This window comes from Streptomyces sp. CA-210063 (assembly GCF_024612015.1).
Classification (GTDB): domain Bacteria; phylum Actinomycetota; class Actinomycetes; order Streptomycetales; family Streptomycetaceae; genus Streptomyces.
Genome location: NZ_CP102512.1, coordinates 2,294,568 through 2,318,885, shown reverse-complemented (window position 1 = coordinate 2,318,885; position 24,318 = coordinate 2,294,568). Strand labels below are relative to the sequence as shown.

Annotated in this window: 22 protein-coding genes; 9 read left to right on the top strand and 13 right to left on the bottom strand. The window is 71.2% G+C overall.

The genetic code is table 11. The features are described 5' to 3' along the window. Positions 1-19: 19 nt before the first annotated feature. The gene (locus JIX56_RS10025; protein WP_257538964.1) at positions 20-841 is read left to right on the top strand and encodes an SDR family NAD(P)-dependent oxidoreductase; all 822 of its coding nucleotides are present in this window, start codon (positions 20-22) and stop codon (positions 839-841) included. A 96-nt stretch (positions 842-937) separates the two neighbouring features. Here JIX56_RS10025 and JIX56_RS10020 read toward each other — a convergent pair whose 3' ends face one another. The 5 genes from JIX56_RS10020 to fabG all read right to left on the bottom strand — a co-directional run bounded on the left by JIX56_RS10020 (position 938) and on the right by fabG (position 5,627). Beyond that, positions 938-2,395, bottom strand: a complete 1,458-nt coding sequence (locus JIX56_RS10020) for a multicopper oxidase family protein (RefSeq protein WP_257538962.1) — start codon at positions 2,393-2,395, stop codon at positions 938-940. A 7-nt stretch (positions 2,396-2,402) separates the two neighbouring features. Beyond that, on the bottom strand, positions 2,403-2,900 hold the full coding sequence (locus tag JIX56_RS10015; RefSeq protein ID WP_257538958.1) for a hypothetical protein: 498 nt from the start codon (positions 2,898-2,900) through the stop codon (positions 2,403-2,405). Between the two features lie 86 nt (positions 2,901-2,986). After that, complete coding sequence (locus JIX56_RS10010; RefSeq protein WP_257538957.1) at positions 2,987-3,832, bottom strand: oxidoreductase; 846 nt, start codon at positions 3,830-3,832, stop codon at positions 2,987-2,989. A gap of 8 nt (positions 3,833-3,840) precedes the next feature. Further along, positions 3,841-4,791, bottom strand: coding sequence for an aromatase/cyclase (locus tag JIX56_RS10005; protein ID WP_257538956.1), 951 nt, complete (start codon positions 4,789-4,791; stop codon positions 3,841-3,843). Positions 4,792-4,841: 50 nt separating this feature from the next. After that, the gene (gene fabG / locus JIX56_RS10000; protein ID WP_257538955.1) at positions 4,842-5,627 is read right to left on the bottom strand and encodes a 3-oxoacyl-ACP reductase FabG; all 786 of its coding nucleotides are present in this window, start codon (positions 5,625-5,627) and stop codon (positions 4,842-4,844) included. A 199-nt stretch (positions 5,628-5,826) separates the two neighbouring features. On the opposite strand from fabG, the gene JIX56_RS09995 reads away from it, so the two are divergent. The 5 genes from JIX56_RS09995 (at position 5,827) to JIX56_RS09975 (ending at position 11,131) form a co-directional block, all read left to right on the top strand. Next, complete coding sequence (locus tag JIX56_RS09995) at positions 5,827-6,978, top strand: DegT/DnrJ/EryC1/StrS family aminotransferase (RefSeq protein WP_257538954.1); 1,152 nt, start codon at positions 5,827-5,829, stop codon at positions 6,976-6,978. Between the two features lie 68 nt (positions 6,979-7,046). Next, positions 7,047-8,318, top strand: a complete 1,272-nt coding sequence (locus JIX56_RS09990; RefSeq protein WP_257538953.1) for a beta-ketoacyl-[acyl-carrier-protein] synthase family protein — start codon at positions 7,047-7,049, stop codon at positions 8,316-8,318. Positions 8,319-8,359: 41 nt separating this feature from the next. Further along, positions 8,360-9,625 carry a ketosynthase chain-length factor gene (locus JIX56_RS09985; RefSeq protein ID WP_257538952.1) on the top strand — a complete coding sequence of 422 codons (1,266 nt, stop codon included), beginning with the start codon at positions 8,360-8,362 and terminating at the stop codon, positions 9,623-9,625. Between the two features lie 44 nt (positions 9,626-9,669). Further along, a complete protein-coding gene (locus JIX56_RS09980) occupies positions 9,670-10,173 on the top strand; it encodes a flavin reductase family protein (RefSeq protein ID WP_257538951.1) in 504 nt (167 codons plus the stop codon). 40 nt (positions 10,174-10,213) lie between these two features. Next, complete coding sequence (locus JIX56_RS09975) at positions 10,214-11,131, top strand: MBL fold metallo-hydrolase (protein WP_306819838.1); 918 nt, start codon at positions 10,214-10,216, stop codon at positions 11,129-11,131. A gap of 762 nt (positions 11,132-11,893) precedes the next feature. On the opposite strand, the gene JIX56_RS09970 is transcribed toward JIX56_RS09975, so the two are convergent. Beyond that, a complete protein-coding gene (locus tag JIX56_RS09970; RefSeq protein WP_257538950.1) occupies positions 11,894-12,703 on the bottom strand; it encodes a rhomboid family intramembrane serine protease in 810 nt (269 codons plus the stop codon). A 138-nt stretch (positions 12,704-12,841) separates the two neighbouring features. On the opposite strand from JIX56_RS09970, the gene JIX56_RS09965 reads away from it, so the two are divergent. Then, complete coding sequence (locus JIX56_RS09965; RefSeq protein ID WP_257538949.1) at positions 12,842-13,177, top strand: hypothetical protein; 336 nt, start codon at positions 12,842-12,844, stop codon at positions 13,175-13,177. 96 nt (positions 13,178-13,273) lie between these two features. Here JIX56_RS09965 and JIX56_RS09960 read toward each other — a convergent pair whose 3' ends face one another. Further along, entirely contained in the window at positions 13,274-14,677 is a 1,404-nt protein-coding gene (locus JIX56_RS09960) for an FAD-dependent oxidoreductase (protein WP_257538948.1), read from the bottom strand. A gap of 104 nt (positions 14,678-14,781) precedes the next feature. Continuing rightward, complete coding sequence (locus JIX56_RS09955) at positions 14,782-15,756, bottom strand: DUF4349 domain-containing protein (protein WP_257538947.1); 975 nt, start codon at positions 15,754-15,756, stop codon at positions 14,782-14,784. A 199-nt stretch (positions 15,757-15,955) separates the two neighbouring features. Here JIX56_RS09955 and hemG point away from each other — a divergent pair, with 199 nt between their 5' ends. Continuing rightward, on the top strand, positions 15,956-17,467 hold the full coding sequence (gene hemG / locus JIX56_RS09950; RefSeq protein WP_257538946.1) for a protoporphyrinogen oxidase: 1,512 nt from the start codon (positions 15,956-15,958) through the stop codon (positions 17,465-17,467). Positions 17,468-17,472: 5 nt separating this feature from the next. Beyond that, positions 17,473-18,204 carry a hydrogen peroxide-dependent heme synthase gene (gene hemQ, locus JIX56_RS09945; RefSeq protein WP_257538944.1) on the top strand — a complete coding sequence of 244 codons (732 nt, stop codon included), beginning with the start codon at positions 17,473-17,475 and terminating at the stop codon, positions 18,202-18,204. Positions 18,205-18,241: 37 nt separating this feature from the next. Here hemQ and JIX56_RS09940 read toward each other — a convergent pair whose 3' ends face one another. From JIX56_RS09940 to JIX56_RS09920, 5 genes are all read right to left on the bottom strand, one after another. Then, positions 18,242-19,888 carry an alpha/beta hydrolase gene (locus JIX56_RS09940; RefSeq protein ID WP_257538942.1) on the bottom strand — a complete coding sequence of 549 codons (1,647 nt, stop codon included), beginning with the start codon at positions 19,886-19,888 and terminating at the stop codon, positions 18,242-18,244. A gap of 242 nt (positions 19,889-20,130) precedes the next feature. Beyond that, on the bottom strand, positions 20,131-20,922 hold the full coding sequence (locus tag JIX56_RS09935; protein ID WP_257538940.1) for a DUF4142 domain-containing protein: 792 nt from the start codon (positions 20,920-20,922) through the stop codon (positions 20,131-20,133). Between the two features lie 250 nt (positions 20,923-21,172). Further along, the gene (locus tag JIX56_RS09930; protein WP_257538938.1) at positions 21,173-22,495 is read right to left on the bottom strand and encodes a DUF692 domain-containing protein; all 1,323 of its coding nucleotides are present in this window, start codon (positions 22,493-22,495) and stop codon (positions 21,173-21,175) included. Between the two features lie 207 nt (positions 22,496-22,702). After that, the gene (locus tag JIX56_RS09925) at positions 22,703-23,509 is read right to left on the bottom strand and encodes a DUF4142 domain-containing protein (protein WP_257538936.1); all 807 of its coding nucleotides are present in this window, start codon (positions 23,507-23,509) and stop codon (positions 22,703-22,705) included. 123 nt (positions 23,510-23,632) lie between these two features. Beyond that, positions 23,633-24,241, bottom strand: coding sequence for a DUF4142 domain-containing protein (locus JIX56_RS09920; protein WP_257538934.1), 609 nt, complete (start codon positions 24,239-24,241; stop codon positions 23,633-23,635). Positions 24,242-24,318: the final 77 nt, after the last annotated feature.

The following is a 24,318-nucleotide window of genomic DNA, read 5'->3' as shown; positions in this document are numbered from 1 at the left end:
CTGACCATTGGAGAAACGGATGACCCTGTCGGACCAGGTGGCGCTCGTGACCGGTGCGGGCCGGGGGATCGGCCGCGCGATCGCGCTCGCCCTCGTCCAGGACGGAGCCCGCGTGGCGCTCCTCGCCCGCAGCCGCGAGGAGCTGGAGGAAACCGCCGCGCTCGCCGGCGACCGGTCCCGCGTCCTCGTGGCTCCGGCGGACATCACCGACGACAAGGCGGTCGGCCGCGTCGTGGAGCGGATCGCCGGCCACTTCGGACCGGTGAGCCTGCTCGTCAACAACGCGGCCACCTACGCCATCGGGGAACCTCCCCTGTGGGAGGCCGACCTCGATACCTGGTGGCACACGGTCGAGGTCAACGTCCGAGGTCCCCTCGTGTGCATGCGAGCCGTCCTCCCCACGATGCTCGCCGAACGGCGTGGCCGAGTGGTCACCGTCGCCAGCGACCTCGGCGCCCTGCCCTGTCCGCTCACCGCGTACCAGTTCAGCAAGGCGGCGCGGATCCGGCTCACCGAGGCCCTCGGCATCTCCCTGGACGAGGCCGACGCGACCGGGGTGCGCACCTTCGCGATCAACCCGGGCTCCGTACGGACTCGTATGACGGAGCCCTTCGCAGCCCGGTTCCCCGATCACGACTGGACGCCGGCCGAGGAGAGCGGCCGACTGGTGACCGCCCTCGCCTCCGGCACGTACGACGCGCTCCACGGCCGCTACCTGTCGGTCCACGAGGACCTCGACCGGCTCCTTGAGCGGCTGGACCAGGTGACGAGCGAGGAACTGTTCGTCGAGCGGATGCGGGTGTACGGACCCGACGGATCCATCACCACTCACTGGGACTGACGTCCACCTGAGCGGAACACCGCGCCGGGGCCCGCACAGGGCCCCGGCGCGTCCACGCGTACCTCCGTGCGGTCCCGCCGGGGACCGCACGGAGCGTCAGCCGACGATGTCGATACGTCCCATCTGGCCTCCGGACGAGTGCCCCAGCTGATGGCAGTGGTAGACGTACTGGCCTGTGTACGGCCCCCAGGTCATCGCTATCCTCACGGTCTCACCGGGGCCCAGCGTGACGGTGTCCTTGAGCCCCGCGTCCCGCGCCCCCGCGGGCCGCCCGTCGCGCTCCAGGACACGGAAGCTCGTCAGATGCGTGTGGAAGCTGTGCCACAGATGGAAGTCCGGCCTGCCGGGCTCGGCCGGCACGTCGACGTTGCGGATCGTCCACTCCTCGGTCGCGCCCAGCGCGGCCGTCACGTCGACCCGGCCGGGATCGTAGGACTGCCCGTTGATGGTCATGGCCGGGAACGTCCGGATCTCGAAGTCGCGCCGCACGGTGGGCGTGGGCAGAGCGGGCGGCGCCGGCGCCAGGCGGCCGGGGACGTAGCTGTTGTCCGCGGCCCGGCGGTCGATGTCGAACCGCATGACCTCGGGCCGTTCACCGGACTGCGCGCCGGTGTTCTCCAGAACCACCGAATCCCCCACCCGATAGCGGGAGAAGTCGACGACGATCTCGACCCGCTCACCGCCCAGCATCAGCAGCTCCGTCCGTGTGACGGGCTGCTCCAGGAGGCCGTTGTCCGTCGCGATCTGGGTGAACTCCGTACCGTCGGCGAACCGCAGCTTGACGTAGCGGTTGGCGCAGGCGTTGTAGACGCGCAGCCGGTACTTGCGTGCGGCGACGTTGAAGTAGGGGCGCTCCTTGCCGTTGACCAGCATGTGCGGGCAGTCGGACGGCCGGGTGTAGAGCAGGGTGCCGTCCGCCTCGATCCTGGCGTCACGGATGACGAGTGGGACGTCGAAACTCCCGGACGGCAGCGGCAGGCTCTTCTCGTCGCGGTCGCTGAGCAGATAGAGGCCGTGCAGCCCCAGGTAGACGTTCTCGGCCTCCAGGTGGTGCGCGTGGTCGTGGTACCAGAGGGAGGCAGCCCGCTGGGTGTTGGGATAGCGGTACACCCGCTCGGCGCCGGGCACGATCGTGTCCATCGGCAGCCCGTCGTGCTCGGACCGCACCTGCCCGCCGTGCAGGTGCACGGCCGTGTTCACGGGCAGACCGTTGATCTGCCGGATCACGGTCTCCCGTCCCTGGACGGCTTTGACGGTCGGTCCGGGGAACGTACCGCCGTAGGTGCGGACCCTGGAGGTGAGGCCCTTGACGATCTCGACCTGAGCCTCCTGCATCCGTATCTCGTAGAGCTCCGAGGAACTCGTGGACGAGACGGGGCGGAGGGTCTTCGGGACCGGCATGGCATGGGCGAACGGAGAGACGGGCGCCGGGTCAGCGGCGGCCCCCGCCGCGGCCGCTGACGGGGCGGAGGAACCGGTGAGCCGGTCCCACGGGAGCAAGGAGGCCGCGCCCGCAGCGGTCGCTGCCTTGAGCGCGTTACGACGGTTGAGCATGAGCAGCCTATCTTCGTAGGAAAGGTGTGTCGGGCCGTCCGACCGTCCACGGCACCCCGAGCGTGACGCCGAGGAGCAGGCCGACGGCGGCGCACAGGCGCAGAACGGTCAGGACATCTGCGGCCCCGGCGGACCACACGGACGGTCCGTCCACCGGGGAGAACGATGAGGCGAGCGCCGCGGCCGGCAGACAGACGGCCGCGGCGGCCGCCGCGGACACGGCGGCGAACGCCAGCGGGGCGGCCATGGTGCCGCCCCGCGGCAGGAGGCGGTCCGCCCGGCGCCGTATGATCTGCGCGGCCAGTGCCGACATCGGCAGCAGCAGATACAGCGCCGCCGTGGTCAGGGCCATGAACGGGCCCACGTGCAGGGCTTCCGGACGTGCGGGCCCGGAGCCGTGCCACCAGGTGTGGTCCCCTGGCTGTGGCAGCGGGGCCCTGGTGTGGTCGTACGTCACCCAGCCGACCGCGAGGGCGTGAGACAGGGCCGATACGCCGAGAACCACGGGGCGCAGACCCGAGAACAGCCACCGGACGCCCGGCCGGGACGGCTTCCGCGTCCGGCCGGCCGGCAGGCACGGTGACCCCGCGCTCACGGTGTCGCCCGGGGTGGGAAGTCGGTGGTCCGGGCCAGCGCGTCCCACTCCTCCCAGACCGCCAGGCGTTCCCTCAGCACGGTGGGCGCGAGGTCGGACGCGCCGTTGCCCAGCAGGATCCGCAGGGGCGGCTTCTCCGCGTCGAGCACCTCGAACAGTGCCGCGCCGACCTTCGCCGGGTCACCTGGCTGGAGGTGGGCGTAGGCGCCCGACAAGCCGTGCCGGCGCTTGGCGAGCACGGTGTCGTACACGGCCTTGGGTGTGGCACGGACCATGCTGTCCCCGGACCACTGGGTACGGAACTCGCCCGCCTCGACCAGGGTGACCTTGATGCCGAAGCCCGCCACCTCCTGCGCCAGGGCTTCGCTCGCCGCTTCCAGCGCCCACTTGCTCGCGCAGTACGCGCCGAGGTTCGGATAGGTGGTGACGCCGGCGATGCTGGACATCTGCAGGAGATGGCCCCCACCCTGACGCCGCATCACGGGCAGGACCGCCTGCGTGACCCACAGGGCGCCGAAGAAGTTCACGTCGAACTGATCGCGTATCTGCTGTTCGGAGACCTCCTCGACGGCGCCGGCCAGCCCATGACCGGCGTTGTTGAGGACGACGTCGATACGGCCCGCGCGCTCGGCGGCCTCGGCCACGACGGAGAACACCGCGGCACGGTCGGTGACATCCAGAGCCATGGGGACGACCCGCTCGCCGTGGCCGGTGACCAGAGCGTCGAGCGAGGCGACGGTGCGGGCCGTGGCCACGACCGTGTCACCGTGGGCGAGGGCCGTCTCGGCGACGGCCCGCCCGAGCCCCCGGGAGGCGCCGGTGACGAGCCAGACGCGGGGCATCCGCCCGCTCACCGGCCGGCCCGCCGCTCGGCGAAGTCCTTGGCGTGGTTCAGGGTGGCGGTGCTGTTGGTGCTGAGGGCGTTGTGGACGTACTGCTTGGCGTCCTCGACGGTCGCGTCCGGCCCGAGGATCCTCGCGATGTTCGCGGTGTTCACGGTCACCGTGTGCTGGGACGAGGCGGCGACGCCGTCGCCGTTCTCGACGAACGACCAGTAGCCCGTGTGCAGGGTCATCAGCGCGGGCAGCGTGGTCTGTTTGTAGGCGATCCGGTGGTGGGGAAAGGTGACCCGGTAGGACTTGGTGGTGTGTACCGAGCCGTCCTTCGCCCTGGTGTCCATCTCCAGTTCCTGCAGACCCGGCGTGTCCTCGGTCAGCCGGACGGTGGCCACGTGCGGCAGCCGCTCGTGCCATCTGTCGGCCTCGTTGACGAAGTCGAAGACGTCCTTCGCGGAGCCGTTGACCTGAACGGTGTCCTCGAAGGAGAACGTCAGGTCGGCGGTCGAGTGCGCGAGTTCGACGTTCGCCTTCAGCGCGGCGAGCTCGGAACGGGAGTTGCGGTCGACGGCCTCGTCGATCCAGTCGAGGCCGGCGGGGTCGTCGTCGACGGCACGGTAGTCGTGCAACAGCCGCACCCGGGACGCGTCCTCGGCGATCGGCTCGATGATCCAGGTGCCCCCCATCGCCGCCACGGGGGGAGCCGACACCTCCTGACGGAAGGTGATCGTCAGTTTCTCCGGGGACAGGGTGCGGCGCGAGGTCCAGGTCTTGGCCTCGCCGTTCGCCGTCGCCCAGATCCGGATGCGCTCCCCGTTCCCGCCCTCGGCGACCCTGTCGACGTAGATGGTGGGCGGGAAGATCCGCGGCCAGTTGGTCACATCGGCGATCAGCCGGTACACGTCGGCGGCCGGTGCCGCGATGGTGATCTCGTGCTCCACTTCGCGTGGTCCGGGCTGCGTCATGGCTGGCTCTCCTCGTTTCGGGATCGGTTCGTCGGCCGTGGGTGGCCCGGTCAGAAGTTGCCGAGGCCGCCGCACACGTTCAGGGCCTGGGACGTGATGGAGGCGGCCGTGTCGGAGGCCAGGTAGCCGACCAGTCCCGCGACCTCCTCGGGAGTGGAGTAGCGGCCCAGCGGGATCTTGGCCCGGAACTTGTCGAGGATCGCCTCCTCGCTGGTGTCGTACGCGGCCGCGTAGCCCTGACGTACGCGCTGGGCCATGGGCGTCTCGACGTACCCCGGGCACACGGCGTTGACGGTGATGCCGGTCGGCGCGAGTTCGTTGCCCAGCGCCTTGGTGAAGCCGACGACACCGTGCTTCGAGGCCGAGTAGGGGGCACCCAGCACCACGCCCTGCTTGCCCGCGGTCGAGGCGATGTTGATGATCCGGCCGCGCTTCTTGTCACGCATGCCGCCTGTGTTCAGCACCTCGCGGGTGACCCGGAAGACGCTGTTGAGATTGGTCTCGATGACGTCGTTCCACAGCTCGTCCGCGATGTCCGCGGTGACGCCGCCGCCCGACCGGCCGGCATTGTTGACCACCACGTCGACCGTGCCGAACCGGTCGACCGCTGACCTGACCCAGTGGTGCACGCTGCCGTTGTCCCGGACGTCGAGGACACCGCCGTCGACCTCCAGACCCTCGTCCTGGAGTCGCTTGACCGTCTCGGCCACGTGGTCGGCGTTCCGTGCGCCGATGAAGACCCGATGACCGGACGCCGCCAGAACCCGGGCCGACTCCAGCCCGATCCCACTGGTCGCGCCCGTGACCACGGCAACCCGCTTGTCCTGATCCGACATGAAAACTCCTCGGCTGTTCGACATGGCACGCAGGCGAAGAGTGTTTTCCGGCTCTGGAGCAGCGCTCGAAACGCGCTCGGGAGTCAGGGACCGGCACGGCGTGCCCCGCTGCGGGCCGTGCCGCGCACCACCGTGCCTCGATCCAGGGTCGAGCGGCCCTTCCCAAGCTCAACTGCGACTTCAGGACTGAGAGGCGGCTATGATCAATCTCTTTCAGCCCCAGGTGGGTGCTGAGGAACTCGACGCGGTTGCCCGGGTATTCGAGGACCACTGGCTCGGACACGGTCCGCGCACCAAAACGTTCGAGGCGGAGTTCGCGGAGCATCTGGGGGTCGCCGCGGACCACGTCGTGTTCATCAACTCCGGTACGGCCGGGCTGTTCCTCGCCGTGGAGTCGCTGAATCTCCAGCACGGCGACGAGGTCGTCCTGCCCTCGCTCAGTTTCCTCGCCGCCGCGAACGCGATCGTCACCAGCGGTGCGAGTCCCGTCTTCTGCGATGTGGACCCACGGACCCTCAACCCCACGCTCGAAGACGTCGAACGCGCCCTGACGGACCGGACCAGGGCAGTGATCGTCCTGCACTACGGCGGCTACCCGGGTGACATCGTGCGCATCGCGGACCTCTGCCGCGAACGCGGCGTCACCCTGATCGAGGACGCCGCCTGCTCGGTGGCCTCCCGGGTCGAGGGACGGGCCGTGGGCACCTTCGGAGACCTCACCATGTGGAGCTTCGACGCGATGAAGGTGCTGGTCACCGGCGACGGCGGGATGCTCTACGCCAAGGACGCCGTACAGGCCGCCCGCATTCGCCGGCTCGCCTACCATGGGCTGGCCCAGCCGAGCGGCTTCGGCCACGCCAAGGTGTCCGCCCGCTGGTGGGAGCTCGACGTCCCCGAACCGGGCCGCCGGGTCATCGGCAACGACCTGACCGCCGCCATCGGCTCCGTGCAGCTGCGCAGGCTGCCCGAGATGATCGCCCGGCGCCGGGAGATCGTCGCCCTGTACGACCGGGAACTCGCGGGGCTCGACGGGGTGTCGCTCCCGCCACCGCTCCCCGCGGGGCATGAGTCGACCCACTACTTCTACTGGGTGCAGATGGATCCCGGCATCCGCGACCAGGTGGCCGGCGACCTGCTCGCCGACGGCATCTACACCACGTTCCGCTACGCGCCACTGCACAAGGTTCCCGCGTACCGGCGGACCGCCGTGGACCTGCCCGCCTCCGACTGGGTCTCGGACCGCACCCTGTGCCTGCCGCTGCATCCCGGACTCACCGACGAGGACGTGCTCACCGTCGTCGCCTCGCTGCGCGGGGCCGTGACGTCTCGAGGCGCGGAACAGGCCGCGTGAGGCGGGGCCGACGCCCCTTCAGGACCGAACCGACCACACCGAGAAAGAGTCACCGTGAAGGACACTCCATGAGCCGACGCGTCGTCATCACCGGAATCGGCGTGGTCGCACCGGGCGGCGTGGGCACCAAGGAATTCTGGTCCCTGCTGACCGCGGGCAGGACCGCGACCCGGAACATCAGTCTCTTCGACGCCTCGCAGTTCCGCTCCCGCATCGCCGCCGAGGCGGACTTCGACCCGCTCGACCACGGCCTGTCGGCCGAACAGGCGGAACGTCTCGACCGGGCCGCCCAGTTCGCGCTCGTCAGCGCCGACGAGGCCCTGCGCGACAGCGGACTCGTCACCACGGAACTGGATCCGACACGCACCGGCGTCACCCTCGGCAGCGCCGTCGGCTGCACCATGGGCCTGGACACGGAGTACAACACGGTCAGTCGCGGCGGCAGCACCTGGCAGGTCGATCACACGCTCGCCGTGTCCCACCTGTTCGACTACTTCGTGCCGAGTTCGATGGCCGCCGAAGTCGCCTGGCGGGTGGGCGCCCAAGGGCCGGTCTCCCTGGTGTCGACGGGATGCACTTCCGGCCTGGACTCTGTCGGGCATGCCGTCGAGCTGATCCGCGAGGGCAGCGCCGACGTGATGATCACGGGTGCCACCGAGGCCCCGATCTCCCCGATCACCGTGGCCTGCTTCGACGCGATCAAGGCCACCTCGCCGCGCAACGACGAGGCTGAGACCGCGTCCCGGCCCTTCGACGCCACGCGCAACGGGTTCGTCCTCGGCGAGGGCTCGGCGGTCCTGGTCCTGGAGGAACTGCAGAGCGCGCGCCGTCGGGGCGCCCACGTCTACGCGGAGATCGCGGGCTTCGCCAGTCGCTGCAACGCGTACCACATGACCGGCCTGCGCCCCGACGGGGTCGAGATGGCCGAAGCCGTCACAGCGGCCTTGGACGAGGCCCGGCTCGACCCCACCGCGGTCGACTACATCAACGCCCACGGCTCGGGAACCAAACAGAACGACCGGCATGAGACCGCCGCCTTCAAGCGCAGCCTCGGATCGCACGCCTACGAGGTCCCGGTCAGCTCCATCAAGTCGATGATCGGGCACTCCCTGGGGGCGATCGGCTCCCTGGAGGTCGCGGCGAGCGCACTGGCCATCGAACGCAACACGGTGCCGCCCACCGCGAATCTGCACCACCCCGACCCCGCCTGCGATCTCGACTACACCCCGCTCAACGCCCGGGAACAGCGGACCGACACCGTGCTCAGCGTGGGAAGCGGCTTCGGCGGCTTCCAGAGCGCCATGGTCCTGACCCGCCCGAGCCTGGAAGGTGCTGCCTGATGCCGGTGCCGAGCGACGAGACGAGGACAAGGCAGGGACGCATGACCACCCGAACCCTCCGCCGTCCCGGTGGCGATGATTCCTCCCCGGCACCGGCCGCGCCGGTGGTCACGGGCATCGGCGTCGCGGCGCCGAACGGTCTGGGCACCGAGATGTGGTGGAACGCGGTGCTCAGCGGCACGAGCGGCATCCGCCCCCTCACCCGCTTCGACGCCGCCCAGTACCCGGCGAAGGTCGCCGGAGAGGTACGGGGATACGACCCGGCCGCGCACATACCCGGCCGGCTGCTCCCACAGACCGACCACATGACGCGCCTCTCGCTGACGGCGGCCGAAGAGGCCCTCGAAGACGCCGGTGTGGATCCGGCCGAGCTCCCCGACTACGGGGGTGGCGTCATCACGGCCGGCTCCGCAGGGGGCTTCGAGTTCGGCCAGCGGGAGCTGGAAGCCCTGTGGAGCAAGGGCGGCCAGTACGTCAGCGCCTACCAGTCCTTCGCGTGGTTCTACGCCGTCAACACCGGCCAGATATCCATCAGGCACGGACTGCGCGGCCCGAGCGGCGTACTCGTCACGGAACAGGCCGGCGGACTCGACGCCCTCGCCCAGGCCCGGCGCCAGATCCGCAGGGGCGTCCGCGTGGCGGTCACCGGCGGGGTGGACTCCTCGCTGTGCCCGTGGGGCTGGACGGCACATCTGGCGGGGGGCGAGCTGAGCACCCGTGAGGATCCCGCTCAGGCGTTCCTGCCCTTCTCCGCGGACGCGAACGGCCATGTCGTGGGAGAGGGCGGAGCCCTGCTCGTCCTGGAGGACGCGACCGCGGCACGCGACCGGGGTGCGGACGTGTACGGCGCACTCGCGGGATACGCGGCCACGTTCGATCCGCCACCGGGTTCTCCGGACGCCCCCCGGCTGCGGGCCGCCGTGGAACTGGCGCTCGACGACGCGGGAGTGGACGCCGCCGATGTCGATGTGGTGTTCGCCGATGCGGCGGGCCGTCGTACGGCCGACCGTGAGGAGAGCGCGGCTCTCGCGGAGGTCTTCGGGCCGTACGGCGTCCCGGTCACCGCGCCGAAGACCATGACGGGCCGGCTCGCCGCGGGCGGGTCCTCCCTCGACGTGGCCGCGGCCCTGCTGGCACTGCGTGACCAGGTGATCCCGCCGACCGTGAACGTCGGAGAGCCGGCCACGGACTGCCCGGTCGACCTGGTGACCGAGGTGCGCCGACCCGCCCGGCTGCGTACGGCGCTCGTCCTCGCACGCGGGCGGGGCGGCTTCAACTCGGCGATCGTGCTCCGCACCGCGGCATGAAACCGGGTCGGCCCCTATCGCACACCCGAGAGCCAGGAGGACCGTTGCCCACCGTCGACCAAGCCGAGTTCACCCGGACCATGGCACATGTGCCCACCCCCGTCACCGTCGTGACCACCGTAGACGCGGCCGGCCGACGTTGGGGTTTCACCGCGAGCTCGTTCAGCTCCCTCTCGCTCGACCCGCCTCTCGTCCTCGTCTGCCCCGCGAAGACGGCTTCCTGCCACGACGCGTTCGTCTCCGCCGGCCAGTTCCTGGTCAACGTACTGGCGGCCGGGCAGAAGGAGATCGCGGGCGCCTTCGCCCGGTCCGGCGCGGACAAGTTCGCCGGGACGCCGATGGAGCCCTGTGAGTTCGGGCTGCCCGGTCTGGCCGCTGCCACGGCGAGGATCGCCTGCACACTCCACGAGGTGCTGGACGGAGGTGACCACAGCATTCTGGTCGGCCGGGTCGAGTCCGTCTTCCTCGGTGGCGCGGAACCGCTCGTCTACCACAACCGGCGCTTCACCAAGCCCCGGACGAGCGTGACCCTCGCCGCCACGTCCTGAGGCCCGACAAGCCGACCGATCGCACGAACAAGGGATCGCAGTGAACGACCATTCCCCTTCCGCGGCGCGAATGCACGAGGTCGCGGAGCACGTCTACGCCTACATACAGCCGGACGGCGGCTGGTGCCTGAACAACGCCGGACTGATCACCGGCGGGGACCGGCCGGCACTGATCGACACGGCCGCGACCGAAGCACGTGCCATGGCGCTGCGGAACGCGATCGCCACCGTGGCCCCGAGGGCCCCGCGCTATGTCGTGAACACCCATCCCCACGGGGACCACACCTTCGGCAACCGCTTCTTCACGCAGGACGCGGTGGTGATCGCACACGAGGCGACGCGCGCCGAGATGGACCTGGCCGGCCTCCATCTGACCGGTCTGTGGCCCGACGTGCCGTGGGGCGACATCGGTGTGGAGCTTCCCAGCATCACCTTCCGCGAACCCCTCACACTGCACCTCGGAGACACTCGGGCGGAGCTGATGCACCTCGGTACCGCCCACACCAGGAACGACACGGTGGTGTGGCTGCCGCGACAGCGGGTGCTGTTCACCGGCGACGTGGTGATGTCGGGTGCCACGCCCTTCTGTCTCACCGGCTCCGTCGCCGGATCCCTCGACGTGATCGAGAAGCTGAGGGCCCTCGCTCCCGCGGTCGTCGTCGCCGGACATGGACCGGTCGGTGGCCCCGAACTCCTCGACGACACCGCCGACTACCTCCGCTTCGTCCAGCGGCTGGCCGCCGACGGGCTGGCCGCCGGACTCAGTCCGCTCCAGGCGGCGCGCGAGGCCGAACTCGGTCCGTACGCCGACCTCCTCGACAGCGAGCGCATCGTGCCGAACCTGCGCCGAGCCTATGCGGAGGCCGGCGGCGCGGAACCGGGCTTCGCGCTCGACGTCCAGGAACTGTTCGCGGAGATGATCGCCTTCCACGGCGGTCTCCCGGTCTGCTCGGCCTGAACCGGGCGCACGCGGCAGGCGGCCGAACGATCCGGAGCGCGTGCGGCCGGCCGCGGACCGGCCCTGCCGTGGTCACCAGCCGTGCCGCGCTGGCCACCGTCCCGATGTCGGAGACGCCCTCGCCGGACGAGTAGATCGCCTGGAGCACGAACCAGGAGGGCCGCACACCGCGTAGAACAGCCTGAACCGGACGTGCCCCAGCCGGTCCTCGACCCGCCGTTGCTGACGCCGGGCCCGTGACGGTAGGGGCCGTGGTGGGACGACATGACAAAGGCTGAAGATGCCCACTGCGGAGATCTACGGGGGCCGTTGTCGGGGGCCACACGGGCTGACACCTCATCCCGAGACCGGCTGGTCCCCGCGCTGAGCCGCTGGATCGGTTTCCTCTCGCTGATCATGCTGGTCATCGACCTGGTTCTCCTGATCCTTCAGCTCGCCGAACAGGTCACCCGGGCACCGGAGGGCGTCGCCCAGTACGTCGGGACCTTCACCTCGCCCATCGATCCACCGGCATGGGGCAACGCCGTGGTCGGGCGCTGCACTGTGGCGGCCAGTACCGATCGGGCGCTGCGGCTGCGCCACAACGGGCTGCTCGACGGCGGGGCGGGCTGGCCCCTCGGTGGCCTGGGCCGCTCGCGAGGCGGGCTCACCGGCAAGCTCCGCCTGAGCGCCGACGGCCGCTGCCGCCCGCCGTCCCTGACCGTCACCGGCGAACAGCGGGCGGACTGCACCCAGTCCGAGCCGGAGGCCGGCTTCGCCGTCTCACCAGCGCGGCCGTGCCCGCCTGCCGAACAGCAGACCCCGTGGCTTCGGTGGCGGCGGGGTGCCGGGCCGCAGGGGCCAGGCCAGGAGCATGCCTGCGACGAAGCCGACGACGTGGGCCATGTATGCCACGGTGCCGGTGTCGGCGACACCCTCGCCGGAGGAGTACACCGCCTGGAGCCCGAACCAGAAGCCCAGCACCAGCCACGCCGGCAGCCGCAGCGGCAGGAAGACCAGGAACGGGACCAGCACCCAGACCCTCGCCCTCGGATACAGGACGAGGTACGCGCCGAGCACCCCGGCGATCGCCCCGGACCCGCCGATCAGCGGGGCGGTGGAGTCGTCGTTGACGTACGCGTAGCCGTACGCGGCCGTGTACCCGCACACCACGTAGAACAACGCGAAGCGGATGTGGCCCAGCCGGTCCTCGATGTTGTTGCCGAAGATCAGCAGGAAGAGCATGTTGCCCAGCAGATGCAGCCAGCCGCCGTGCAGGAACAGCGCGGTGAGGACGGACAGCGCGGGCGACTTCTCGTAGCCCGGCGGGCCCAGCGCGCAGCCTCCCGACGGGGTGATCTCGCCGGTGGGCACCAGCTGCGGCAGCCGATGGTGGATCAGTTCCTGCGGCACCGCCGCGTACCGCTCCAGGAACGCCTGCGTATGGCAGAGCAGCGCCGACTCGCTGTCGCCCGGCACCGAGCCGGCGAGACCCGGCATGAAGACGAAGACGAAGACGTTCGCGGCGATCAGCGCGTAGGTCACGTAGGGCGTGCGGCCCACGGGGTTCACATCATGGACGGGGATGACCACACCGGACTTGTGCCCTGGATACGGGGCCGAAATCAGCGGTCCGGGCGTCGGTGTGGGCCTCGGCGCCGACGGCGGTGAACGTGAGCGGCGGGTGGTGCGTATGAGTTCTCAACCGCGGATCTACGTGAGGAACAGGCGATGAACGACCGAGTTACTCCTCCGATGCACGCCACCCCGGACGGTGAGGCCGAGATCTCGCTGGTGGTGCGGCTGCCTTGGGAAGACGTTGCCGCGCTCGGCCAGGAGGCCGGGCGGCTGGCGGCGCGGATGCAGCGGCCGGTGACCCTTGATGAGGCGGTCAGCCATCGGTTGCGGTCGGCTCGGCCGGCCGCGGCGCATGCGAAGCCGACGACGGCGCCTGCGGCGCCGGCTGCCGTGACGTCGTCCGCGTCGGTGTCCTCGTTGCCGGCTCGGCCGCCGGCGGAGCAGGCTCGGCAGGCGATCGATCGGATAAACGGTACTTCGGCTGTTTAGTGAGGGTTTAGCCGTAGGGGTGCTGTGCGTCGCCGGCCGCGGGTTCGGTGTGGCTGGTCGCGCAGTTCCCCGCGCCCCTTTTGTGGCGGGCCCTGGTTATGAGGCGCTCGACCTCACCGCCGCCACCGCCTTTCTCGCCGCCACCAGGATCGGGTCCCAGACCGGGGAGAAGGGCGGGGCGTAGCCGAGGTCCAGGGAGGTCATCTGGTCGACCGTCATGCCCGCTGTCAGGGCCACCGCGGCGATGTCGACCCGCTTGCCCGCGCCCTCCCGGCCGACGATCTGGACGCCGAGGAGGCGGCCGGTGCGGCGTTCGGCGAGCATCTTGACCGTCATGGGGGCGGCGCCGGGGTAGTAGCCGGCGCGGCTGGTCGACTCGATGGTGACCGTGACGTACTGGAGGCCGGCGCGGTCGGCGTCCTTCTCACGGAGGCCGGTGCGGGCGATCTCCAGGTCGCAGACCTTGCTGACGGCGGTGCCGACGACGCCGGGGAAGGTGGCGTAGCCGCCGCCGATGTTGGCGCCGATGATCTGGCCGTGCTTGTTGGCGTGGGTGCCGAGGGGGATGTGGCGCAGGCCGCCGGAGACCAGGTCGAGGACCTCGACGCAGTCGCCGCCGGCCCAGATGTTCTCGTGGCCCCGGACGCGCAGGGCGAGGTCGGTCAGAAGGCCGCCGTGGTCGCCCACGGGCAGCCCCGCCGCCTTCGCGAGCTCCGTCTCCGGGCGTACGCCGATGCCCAGGACCACCACGTCCGCCGGGTACTCGGCGTCCTCGGTGGTGACCGCGCGGACACGGCCGTCGTCGCCGGTGCGCACGGCGGTGACCTCGGCGTCGTCGACCATCGTGATGCCCAGGCCCTCCATGGCCTTGTGCACCAGACGGCCCATGTCCGGGTCGAGGGTGGACATGGGCTCCTCGCCACGGTTGACGACCGTGACCTCGTACCCCCGGTTGATGAGCGCCTCGGCCATCTCCACGCCGATGTAGCCCGCGCCGACGACCACCGCGCGACGGCCCTCGGTGGCGGTCAGGGTGTCGAGGAGGGCCTGGCCGTCGTCCAGGGTCTGCACGCCGTGCACTCCGGGGGCGTCGACACCGGGCAGGTCGGGACGGATCGGGCGGGCGCCGGTCGCGATGACGAGCTTGTCGTACGAGGTCCAGGACTCGGCGCCGGAATCGACGTCCCGCGCGCGCACGCGTGCGCCCTCGACATCGATCTCCACGACCTCCGTACGCATCCGCAGATCGATGTCGCGGGCCCGGTGCTCCTCGGGGGAACGGGCGATGAGCCGGTCGCGTTCGGGGACGTCGCCGCCCACCCAGTAGGGGATGCCGCACGCCGAGAAGGAGGTGAAGTGGCCCCGCTCGAACGCCACGATCTCCAGTTCGTCGGGCCCCCGCAGCCGACGCGCCTGCGACGCGGCGGACATGCCCGCCGCGTCGCCACCGATGACCACCAGGCGTTCCCTCGATCGTTCTTCAGCGCGGCTCATGTTCATGGGAACACGCTACGGGGGTCCCGCATTTCAGTCCGGTCCTCCTCGGTTCGATGGTCCTCGGTCCTGTCGCCCTCCGTCCGATCGGGCGTCAGCCGGATCGGACGTCAGTCCTGCTCGTCGTTGTCCGGTGTGGCGGACGGGAGCGAGCCCGCGGTGCCTGCCGTCGCCGTCGCCGTGGCCGGGCGGGGCCGGCGGGCACGGGCGAAGCGGAACCACACGAGCAGGACGAGGGCCGTGGCCACGGCGAAGGGGAGGACCGCTGCGAGTGCCATGCCCAGCCAGCGGAACAGGGCGACGAACGCGTTCCAGCCGCCCGCCAGCGCGTCCATGAAGCCGGGGTCGTCGTTCTTGTCGGCCTTCTTCACCGCGGTCTCGGACAGGGACAGCGTGATGGTGGCGAGGCTCGTGCGGTCCTTCAGGGACTCCCGCTGGGCGAGCAGCGCCTCCAGGTCGGCCTGACGGCTGCTCAACTCGCCCTCCAGGGTGACCACATCGCTGAGCTTGGTCGCCCGGTCCATCAGCTCGCGGATCCGGGCGACGCTGGCCTGCTGCGTCTTGATACGGCTCTCCACGTCGACGACCTGGTCGGTGACGTCCTCGGCCTTGGTCTTGCGCTCGATCAGCGTGCCGGTGCCCTCCAGTTCGCCGAGGACCTCCTCGTACTTCTCGGTGGGCACACGCAGGACGACCCGGGTGCGTTCGCGGTCCTCGCCGTCACGGGTCGTGGACTCGCTGCCGACGAACCCGCCCGCGTTCTCCACAGCGGTGCGGGCCTCGTCCAGGGCCTTCGGCACGTCCTTGACCCGCACGGTCAGGGAGGCGGTGCGGATGATGTGGCTCGGGGCGATCTTGATCGGCGCGTCGGCGGCCTTGCCGCCGCTCTGTTCGCTGCCGCTGTCGCCGTTCAGGGCGCCCTCCTGCCGGCCGGACATGTCCGCCTTGCTGTCGGAGGCCGCCTCGCCGCCCGAGCTGGTGTCGTCACTGGCGCCGCAGCCGGTGAGCGCCAGGGCGGCGGCGAGGAACAGGGCGGCGAGGCCTCCTGCGGGCCACCGGGAACGTCGTACGTGTGTTTCGGCCATTGCGGCGTACCCCCCGAGGGTCGTGACAGGCGTGCTTGCCCGCCTTGCTGACGCTCCTTCGACGGGGGAGGGGGCCCGAACGTTGGCGGGATCCGGTCCCGAAGCGGTCACGGTCGGGACTCGGCGAGGCCACAGGGGCGGACGTCACGGTGGAGGGACCGACGCCATGACTGTCAGTGACATCTGAGAGGGTGGAGCCATGAGCGGATCACGTACGGACGTCGGGCGCGACGCCGGGCATGTCGTCGTCATCGGGGCCGGGATCGCGGGGCTCGCCGCCGCGCACGGACTGCTGGACCGGGGTGCGAGAGTGACCGTCCTGGAGGCCTCGGACCGGGTCGGCGGCAAGCTGCTGCCCGGTGAGATCGCGGGCGCGCGGGTCGACTTCGGCGCCGAGTCGATGCTGGCACGCCGCCCGGAGGCGGTCGCCCTCGCCAGAGAGGTCGGCCTCGCCGACCGGCTCCAGCCGCCCGCCACCGCCACGGCCTCCCTCTGGACGCGAGGTGCCCTGCGGCCCATGCCCAAGGGGCACGTGATGGGCGTCCCCGGCACCGCGTCCGCCCTCTCCGGTGTCCTCTCCGACGAGGGCCTGGCCCGGATCGAGCGCGACGCCGACCTGCCGCGCACGGAGGTCGGCGACGACGTGGCGGTGGGGGAGTACGTGGCGGCCCGCCTCGGCCGCGAGGTCGTCGACCGCCTGGTGGAGCCCCTGCTCGGCGGTGTCTACGCGGGCGACGCGTACCGCATCTCGATGCGCTCGGCCGTCCCGCAGCTCTTCCAGGCCGCCCGGACGCACACCTCCCTCACCGAGGCCGTCCGGGAGATCCAGGAGCGCGCGGCCGCCGCCCAGCAGACCGGGCCGGTGTTCATGGGCATCGAGGGCGGGGTGGGCGGACTGCCGCTCGCGGTCGCCGCGTCGGTGCGGGCGCGCGGCGCCGAGATCCTGACCCGGGCCCCTGTCACGGAGCTGCGCCGGGAGGGCTCCGGTGGCTGGCGTGTCGTCACCGGGGGTACCCGGACGACAGGCAGTGGCGGGGGCACCGGGGCCGCTGACGCCCGTGTCCTGCACGCGGACGCCGTCGTCGTGGCCGTCCCCGCCCCCGTCGCCGCCGACCTGCTGCGCGCCGAGGCCCCCGCGGCCGCCACCGAACTGGCCGCCGTCGAGTACGCCTCCATGGCCCTGGTCACCCTCGCCTACCGCCGCGCCGACCTCACCCTCCCCGAGGGCAGCGGCTTCCTGGTGCCGCCGGTCGACGGGCGCACCATCAAGGCGTCCACCTTCGCCTCCCAGAAGTGGGGCTGGATCGCCGAGCAGAACCCCGCCCTGTTGATCCTGCGCACCTCCGTCGGCCGGTACGGCGAGACGGCGATCCTGGACCACGACGACGCCCACCTCGTGGACGTGTCGAGAAACGACCTGCGCGAGGCCACCGGCCTGTCCGCCACGCCCCTCGAAACCCGCGTCACCCGCTGGGACGACGGCCTGCCCCAGTACCCGGTCGGCCACCACGCGCGCGTGGCCCGTGTCCGCGAGCACATCGGCAAGCTGCCCGGCCTCGCGGTCTGCGGCGCGGCGTACGACGGCGTCGGCATCCCGGCCTGCATCGCGAGCGCGGCGGCCGCCGTCGACCGGATCCACGGTGACCTGCGCGCTGTGCAGGACCTCACGGCCAACCCGGTGCGGAGCCCGCACGGCGGAGCGGGAGAATAGGAACCATGAGCGACGACGCCCCCACCACCGAGTCCGGCCGCATCCCGAACAAGGGCAAGCTGGCCAAGGACCTCAACGAGGTCATCCGCTACACGCTGTGGTCCGTCTTCAAGCTGAAGGACGTCCTGCCGGAGGACCGCGCCGGTTACGCCGACGAGGTCCAGGAGCTGTTCGACCAGCTCGCCGCGAAGGACGTGACCATCCGCGGTACGTACGACGTGTCGGGCCTGCGCGCCGACGCCGACCTCATGATCTGGTGGCACGCCGAGACCAGTGACCAGCTTCAGGAGGCGTACAACCTCTTCCGCCGCACCAGGCTGGGCCGCGCGCTCACGCCGGTGTGGTCGAACATGGCGCTGCACCGCCCCGCCGAGTTCAACCGCTCGCACATCCCGGCGTTCCTCGCCGACGAGACGCCGCGCGACTACGTCAGCGTCTACCCCTTCGTGCGCTCCTACGACTGGTACCTGCTGCCCGACGAGGACCGCCGCCGCATGCTCGCCGACCACGGCAAGATGGCCCGCGGCTACCCGGACGTCCGCGCCAACACGGTCGCGTCCTTCTCCCTGGGCGACTACGAGTGGATCCTCGCTTTCGAGGCCGACGAGCTCTACCGCATCGTCGACCTCATGCGCCACCTCCGCGCCTCCGAGGCCCGCATGCACGTCCGCGAGGAGGTCCCGTTCTACACGGGCCGCAGGAAGTCGGTGGCCGAGCTGGTGGCGGGCCTGGCGTAGGTGGGATCACCCGCGCCCCGAAAGGGGCGCGGGGCAGTTACATTTTGCGGCTCTGCCGCGTGGGCGCGACCAGCCACGGACGGCCCGCAGCCGCCCCACTGCCTGACGGCGCAGCTCCTGACCGCGCAGAGCTTGGCCTCGGCTCAGGGTGCGCCGCACAAGCCGCCCTCCGCTCAGGCACCCGCCCCTCCAACAGGTATGCCTCCAGGTACCCGTTGACGCATGTGTTCGGCCCCCCACCGATCCCATGGCTCCCGGCATCCCGCTCAGTCACCAGCACCGCCCCCCAAAGCCGCCGATGCAGCTCGAGCGCCCCGTCATACGGCGCAGCCGCATCCCGCTCGGCCGCCAGAATCAGCGTCGGCGGTAGCTCGCCCGGCCCCGTGCGCACATCCAGCGGCCGCTGACGCGGCCCGCCCCAGTACGCGCACGGCAGGTTCGTCCAGACGTTGTCCCACGTCTCGAAGGGCGCGGTACGCGCGAGCCGCGTGTTGTCGCGGTCCCAGACCCGCCACTCCGTCGGCCAGGGCGCGTCGTTGCACTCGACGGCCGTGTAGACGGCGCCGGCGTTCTCCTGCTCGACGGCCGCCTCCGGGTACGGACCGGCGATCTCGACGAGTGGCTTCGGGTCGCCCTTCAGATACGCGGAGAGAGCCAGCGCACGTTGCGGCCAGTAGTCGTCGTAGTAGGCGGCCTGCAGGAACGCGCCCTGCAGCTGCCCCGGCCCCACCTTGCCCCCGGCGGGCCGGGAGGCCAGCCGCGCCGCCGCCCGCTCGTAGCTCCGCAGCACCCTCTCCGGGGTGTCACCCAGCCCGTACACCTTGTCGTGCTTGGCGACCCAGGTCCGGAAGTCCGCCCAGCGCCCTTCGAGTGCCGCCGACTGACCGAGATTGTTCTGGTACCAGATCTGATCGGGATCCGGGTTCACCGCCGAGTCGAAGACCATCCGGCGCACATGCGAGGGGAACAGCGTCGCGTACAGCGCCCCGAGGTACGTCCCGTACGACGCCCCCATGAACGTCAGCCGGTGCTCGCCGAGCGCGGCGCGCAGCACGTCCAGGTCGCGGGCGTTGTTGAGGGAGTGGTAGTGCCGCAGCGCGCTCCCGCCCCGCCGCGCACACTCCCGGGCGTAGGCCTTCGCCCGTGCGATCCGCTCCTTCTTGTACGACTCCGTCGGGTACGTCGGCGCCGGTGAGGGCCCCCGGTGCAGCCGCTTCGGATCCTGACACGACAGCGGCGCCGACCGCCCGACTCCGCGCGGGGCGTACCCCACGAGGTCGTACGCGGCCGCGATCCGCTTCCACTGCGGGACGTAGCCGATGAGCGGAAAGAACATCCCGGAGGCCCCGGGCCCGCCCGGGTTGAACACGAGCGCCCCTTGCCGCTCGACCTTCCTCCCTTTGGCGTCCTTCCCACCGGCCTCGACCCGGCTGACGGTCAGCGAGATCTGCCTGCCCTCGGGCTGCGCGTAGTCGAGCGGCACCTCGACCGTCCCGCACTGGATCCCGTCCGGCAGCCCCTCCACCACCGGACACTTCCCGAACCGAATCCCCTCCTCGGCGGCCCGCTGCGCCACGACAGCGACCTCCCCTGCCGCCCCGCTCATGTCCCCTGTGGCCGGCGCGGTGCCGAGGGCACTCAGCAACACCGCCCCGACGATCCCGCACAGAACGGCAGCACGCATCGAGAGTCCCTCCGAAGCACGACAGCGACAAAGGGATGTTTGGTGTGAAAGAGGGCGAATGTAAAGCACCCGTTCGAGAGTGTCGCCGTTGTTTTGAGGGGCGCGGGGCTGTGTCCATGTGCGGCTCCGCCGCGTGGGCGCGATCAGCCACGGACGACCCGCGGCGAACCAACGACAACAACCCCTGGGGCGCTCTCCCGTTTTCGGGCGTCGCGACGCCGCGGAGATCCATCAGAAGGGCCCTAGCCGTCCGCCGGCCCGTTGGCGGCCGGCGGCAGGGTGTAGCGCGGTGAGGACGTCGCCGGCGGCGGCGGGGTGGGCGACGGGGTCACCGGGATCGGGGAGCCGGGGTCGATCAAGGGGCCGGGCGGGGCGGGGGAGTTGGTGATGGGCGGGGCGCTGGCGGAGGCCGCGTCGCGGGCGATGGCGTCGTAGTCGACGAGGCCGGTGGCCTCCAGGACCTTGATGTGGTCGAGGACGGTGGTGTTGGCGTCGTCGGCGAGATCGCGGACCAGCGAGTTGCGGGTGGTGGCGCGGACCTGGGCGACGACGGAGAACACCTTGCCGTGCGCCAGGCGCAGGATGTTGGCGAACTCGCGGTCGTACTCCTCGCCCTGTGCCGCCGTCAGCCTGTCCAGCCAGGCCCGCTGCTGGTCGGTCGGCTGGTTGGGCAGAGGCAGGCTGAGGCGCGCGGCGACGTTGCGGACGCGGGCGTCGAGGAAGGTGTGCCCCTCGATGAGATGGTCCCCGGCGGTCCGTACGGCCTCGGTGGTGCCCTTCGTCTGGGCCTGCTGCCCGGCGGGCAGCTCCCACAGCCCCGCCAGCCTGACCTTGGTGATGAACTCCCGGTCCAGGCCGGACAGCGGACCGTACTGCGTCGTCACGGTGGACGCGTTGAGCACGCTGACGCCTGTCCCGGAGCGGTCCGCGTAGGACCAGATCGGGAAGATCAGCGCGATGAGTGTCGCCGTCAGTCCGGCGACGATGAGTCCTGTGCCACTGAACAGTCCTCCTCTGCCGTTGGTGGTTCGCATGGTGCCTCCTGCTCGCGGCACCGCACGCTAGTGCGCAACGGGTGCTGATGGGCCTTCGACTGGCATGTTACTGCCCGGTCTACGCCAAGTGCCGTACGAGAAGGAACGGTTGAGGAGGGGGCAAAACGCGCCGGATGGGGTACGCGGAGCCGTGGACATGATGGGGGGAACCGGGGCGAAAACGACGGCAAACCCGTGTGGGAGACACGGGTTTGTTAATCGGAGCACATCTCGGCGGGAACGCCCCGGCTCAACGACGTAGCAGCACCCTGCGGGTCGCGCGGGCCAGCCGGGCCGTCGGTCGCTGGGAGAGCGGGGCCGGGCCCGAGCGCTCCAGCCACCATCGGCGCACCTCGCGCAGGACGTCCGCGTCGTCGGGGCGGCCCGTCAGCAGCACATGCTCGGCGAAGGAGAGGGCGTCCCGCCGGTAGCCGTCGGTCATCGGGTGGCCCTGCGCGTACGCCACGAAGGCCGGCCGGTACGAGGTGCCGAGGATCTCCGGGAGTTCCGGCGCCACCTTCGCCACGACGTCCGCCCGCTTGGCGGCGAGGGCCCGCGCCTGGACCCCCAGCCGTACCCGGTCGAACCCCTCGGGCACCGGCGTCCCCGCGACCAGCGCGGACAGCAGCGCGGCCTGCGCGAGCCCGAGCCGCTGCCGGGCGGCGGACGCGGCCTCCGCGACGGGCGCCCGCTCCTCAGCGTTCCGCGCCTCGGCAGGGCTGCGCACCTCGGCCTTCTCCAGCACCCCCCGGATCGCCCCCAGCTCCCGCTCCAGCTCCGCCGGCTCGGGGAAGTTCTCGTCGCGTTCCAGGAGGACGCCCGGCGGGGTGACGCGGGAGGCGAGGTCGGCGAGGACGTCGAGGACCTGCCGGGGGACGGGGTGGGCGTGGCTGTCGTGCCAGACGCCGTCGCGCTCGAAGCCGCCCGCGACATGGACGTACGCGATGGCCTCGACCGGCAGCTCGTCGAGCGCCTTCGCGGGGTCCTCGCCCCGGTTGACGTGGTTGGTGTGGAGGTTCGCCACGTCGATGAGCAGCCGGACCCCGGTGCGGTCGACGAGGTCGTAGAGGAACTGCCCCTCCGTCATCTCCTCGCCCGGCCAGTTGATCAGGGCCGCGATGTTCTCCAGGGCGAGCGGCACGGGCAGCGCGTCCTGGGCGATGCGGACGTTCTCGCACAGCACGTCCAGGGCGTCCCGGGTCCGCGGCACCGGCAGCAGATGCCCGGCCTCCAGCCCCGGCGACGCGGTGAGGGCACCCCCCGCCCGTACGAAGGCGATGTGCTCCGTGACGAGGGGGGCGCTCAGTGCCTGAGCGCGCTCGGCGAGGGAGCGCAGGCGCTGCTCGTCGGGGCGGTCGGCGCCGCCGAGCCCCAGGGAGACGCCGTGCGGTACGACCGTGACGCCCCGCTCGCGCAGGCGCACCAGCGACTCGGGGATGTGGCCGGGACAGACGTTCTCGGCGACGACCTCGACCCAGTCGACACCGCCCGACGACCCGGCCATGCGCTCGACGGCGTCGGCGATCTCCGGCCGCCAGCCGATACCCGTCCCCAACTGTGCGATCTGCTCCATCGTCCCCTCCTCGGTCACGTCGGCCACGGCTTCACCAGGACCCTGCGCGTCTCCTTACGGCGGACCTGTGTTCCGGCGTGACGGAGTCATGGCCCCGTCAGCCGGGGCCGAACCCCGAGGAGGGGACCTTCAGAGCAACATTTGAGCTTTCTCCCCGGCTTCCTCCCCGGCTTCCTCCCGGGCTTCCGGCCGAGCCCGCGACGGTGGCTACTGCACCTGAGGTTCGCCCTGGTCCTCGTTGAGCTCCTCCGGATCCGGACGGCCGGTGGGGACCAGGCCGGGTGTGGTCGGAGACGGCACCGAGCTCACGCGGGGGTTGGTGGACGGCTCGGCGGCGGGCGCGGCCGGCGGCACCTGACCCGGGGTGGGCGGCGGCGGGCCGGTCGGGCTGGCGGTACCGCTGACCGAGTTGTTGGCGATGGTCGCGAAGTCGACCTCGCCGGTGCCCTCCAGGATCGTGATGTGGTCCAGCACGGTCTGGTTGGCGTCGGAGGCCAACTGGCGGATCAGCGTGTTGCGGGTGGAGTTCCGCACGGTGCCGATCACCGGGAAGATCTTGCCGTGGGCGGCCCGCAGCAGGTTCGCCCAGGTCTTGTTGTACTCCGCCTCGGTCTTGGAGGCGGTCATCTGGTCCAGCCAGCCCTGCTGCTCCGCCGTGGGCTGGTTCGGCAGCTCGACGCCCAGCTTCGCGGCGATGACCCGTGACCGCTTGTCGAGGTCGGTGTGGCCCACGATCAGGTGGTCGGCGGCCTCTCTGACGGACTTGCTGCCGCTGCGCTCCAGCGCCTGCTGCCCGGCCGGCAGCTCCCACAGACCTGCCAGCCGCACGCGGATGAGCAGGTCGCGGTCGAGGGGGGTGAGCGGCCCCCACTGCGTGGTCACCGTGTCACCGGTGAGCGCGGCCGCGGCCGTGGCGTTGCGGTTGGGGTACGAGTAGACGATGGGGTAGGCGACCGCGGTGAGCGTGCCGGCGATCGCCAGGGCGACGAGGACAGAGCCCTTGGAGCGTCGCAAATGAGCCTCCCGGAGGAAACCAACTGATCGTTGGGGACTGAACTTTGCCTGGGGTGTGCGGATGGTGACCGCTGTGTGGTGTCGGGGCCGGGCCGCCGCTCGGGGGTGGGAGCCGCGGCCGCGTCAGATCGTGCCGTTGGCGATCGCGTCGAAGTCGACCTCGCCGGTCTTCTCCAGCATCGTGATGTGGTCGAGCACGGTCTGGTTGGTGTCCGAGGCCAGCTGGCGCACCAGGGTGTTCTGGGTGCCGTTCCGGATCGCCCCGACGGTCGGGAAGATCTTGCCGTGCGCGGAGCGCAGCAGATTGGCCCACACCCGGTCGTACTGGTCGTCCGTGGCGTTGCTCATCTGCTGGAGCCAGCCCTGCTGCTGCGCGTTCGGCACGTTCGGCAGCTCGACGCCCAGCTGGGACGCCACGGTCCGCACCCGCTCGTCGAGGTCCTTGTGGCCCACGATCAGGTGGTCGGCCGCCTCCCTCACGGCCGGGCTGTCGGACCGCTGCATCGCCTGCTCGGCGGCCGGCAGCTCCCACAGTCCCGCGAGCCGCACGCGGACGATCAGGTCCCGGTCGGCGGCCGTCAGCGGTCCCCACTGGGTGTTCACCATGCTGGAGGCCATGTTGGCCTGAGCGGTGCCCGAGCGGTCGGCGTACGACCATACGGGGAACGCCACCGCGCCGACGGTGACGACGAGAGCAAGGCTGGCGATGAGCGAGCCGTTGAGACGCCGCAAAGTGATCCTCCCGGGTGATGCCAACTGGTCGTTGGGGCAGTTACTTGGCCAGTGCAGGAAGATACGTACGGGGCGAC

Coding starts and splice junctions, on each gene's coding strand:
- JIX56_RS10025 (WP_257538964.1), top strand. CDS start 20: ATGACCCTGTCGGACCAGGTGGCGCTCGTGACCGGTGCGGGCCGGGGG.
- JIX56_RS10020 (WP_257538962.1), bottom strand. CDS start 2,395: ATGCTCAACCGTCGTAACGCGCTCAAGGCAGCGACCGCTGCGGGCGCG.
- JIX56_RS10010 (WP_257538957.1), bottom strand. CDS start 3,832: ATGCCCCGCGTCTGGCTCGTCACCGGCGCCTCCCGGGGGCTCGGGCGG.
- JIX56_RS10005 (WP_257538956.1), bottom strand. CDS start 4,791: ATGACGCAGCCCGGACCACGCGAAGTGGAGCACGAGATCACCATCGCG.
- fabG (WP_257538955.1), bottom strand. CDS start 5,627: ATGTCGGATCAGGACAAGCGGGTTGCCGTGGTCACGGGCGCGACCAGT.
- JIX56_RS09995 (WP_257538954.1), top strand. CDS start 5,827: ATGATCAATCTCTTTCAGCCCCAGGTGGGTGCTGAGGAACTCGACGCG.
- JIX56_RS09990 (WP_257538953.1), top strand. CDS start 7,047: ATGAGCCGACGCGTCGTCATCACCGGAATCGGCGTGGTCGCACCGGGC.
- JIX56_RS09985 (WP_257538952.1), top strand. CDS start 8,360: ATGACCACCCGAACCCTCCGCCGTCCCGGTGGCGATGATTCCTCCCCG.
- JIX56_RS09965 (WP_257538949.1), top strand. CDS start 12,842: ATGAACGACCGAGTTACTCCTCCGATGCACGCCACCCCGGACGGTGAG.
- JIX56_RS09960 (WP_257538948.1), bottom strand. CDS start 14,677: ATGAACATGAGCCGCGCTGAAGAACGATCGAGGGAACGCCTGGTGGTC.
- JIX56_RS09955 (WP_257538947.1), bottom strand. CDS start 15,756: ATGGCCGAAACACACGTACGACGTTCCCGGTGGCCCGCAGGAGGCCTC.
- hemG (WP_257538946.1), top strand. CDS start 15,956: ATGAGCGGATCACGTACGGACGTCGGGCGCGACGCCGGGCATGTCGTC.
- hemQ (WP_257538944.1), top strand. CDS start 17,473: ATGAGCGACGACGCCCCCACCACCGAGTCCGGCCGCATCCCGAACAAG.
- JIX56_RS09940 (WP_257538942.1), bottom strand. CDS start 19,888: ATGCGTGCTGCCGTTCTGTGCGGGATCGTCGGGGCGGTGTTGCTGAGT.
- JIX56_RS09935 (WP_257538940.1), bottom strand. CDS start 20,922: ATGCGAACCACCAACGGCAGAGGAGGACTGTTCAGTGGCACAGGACTC.
- JIX56_RS09930 (WP_257538938.1), bottom strand. CDS start 22,495: ATGGAGCAGATCGCACAGTTGGGGACGGGTATCGGCTGGCGGCCGGAG.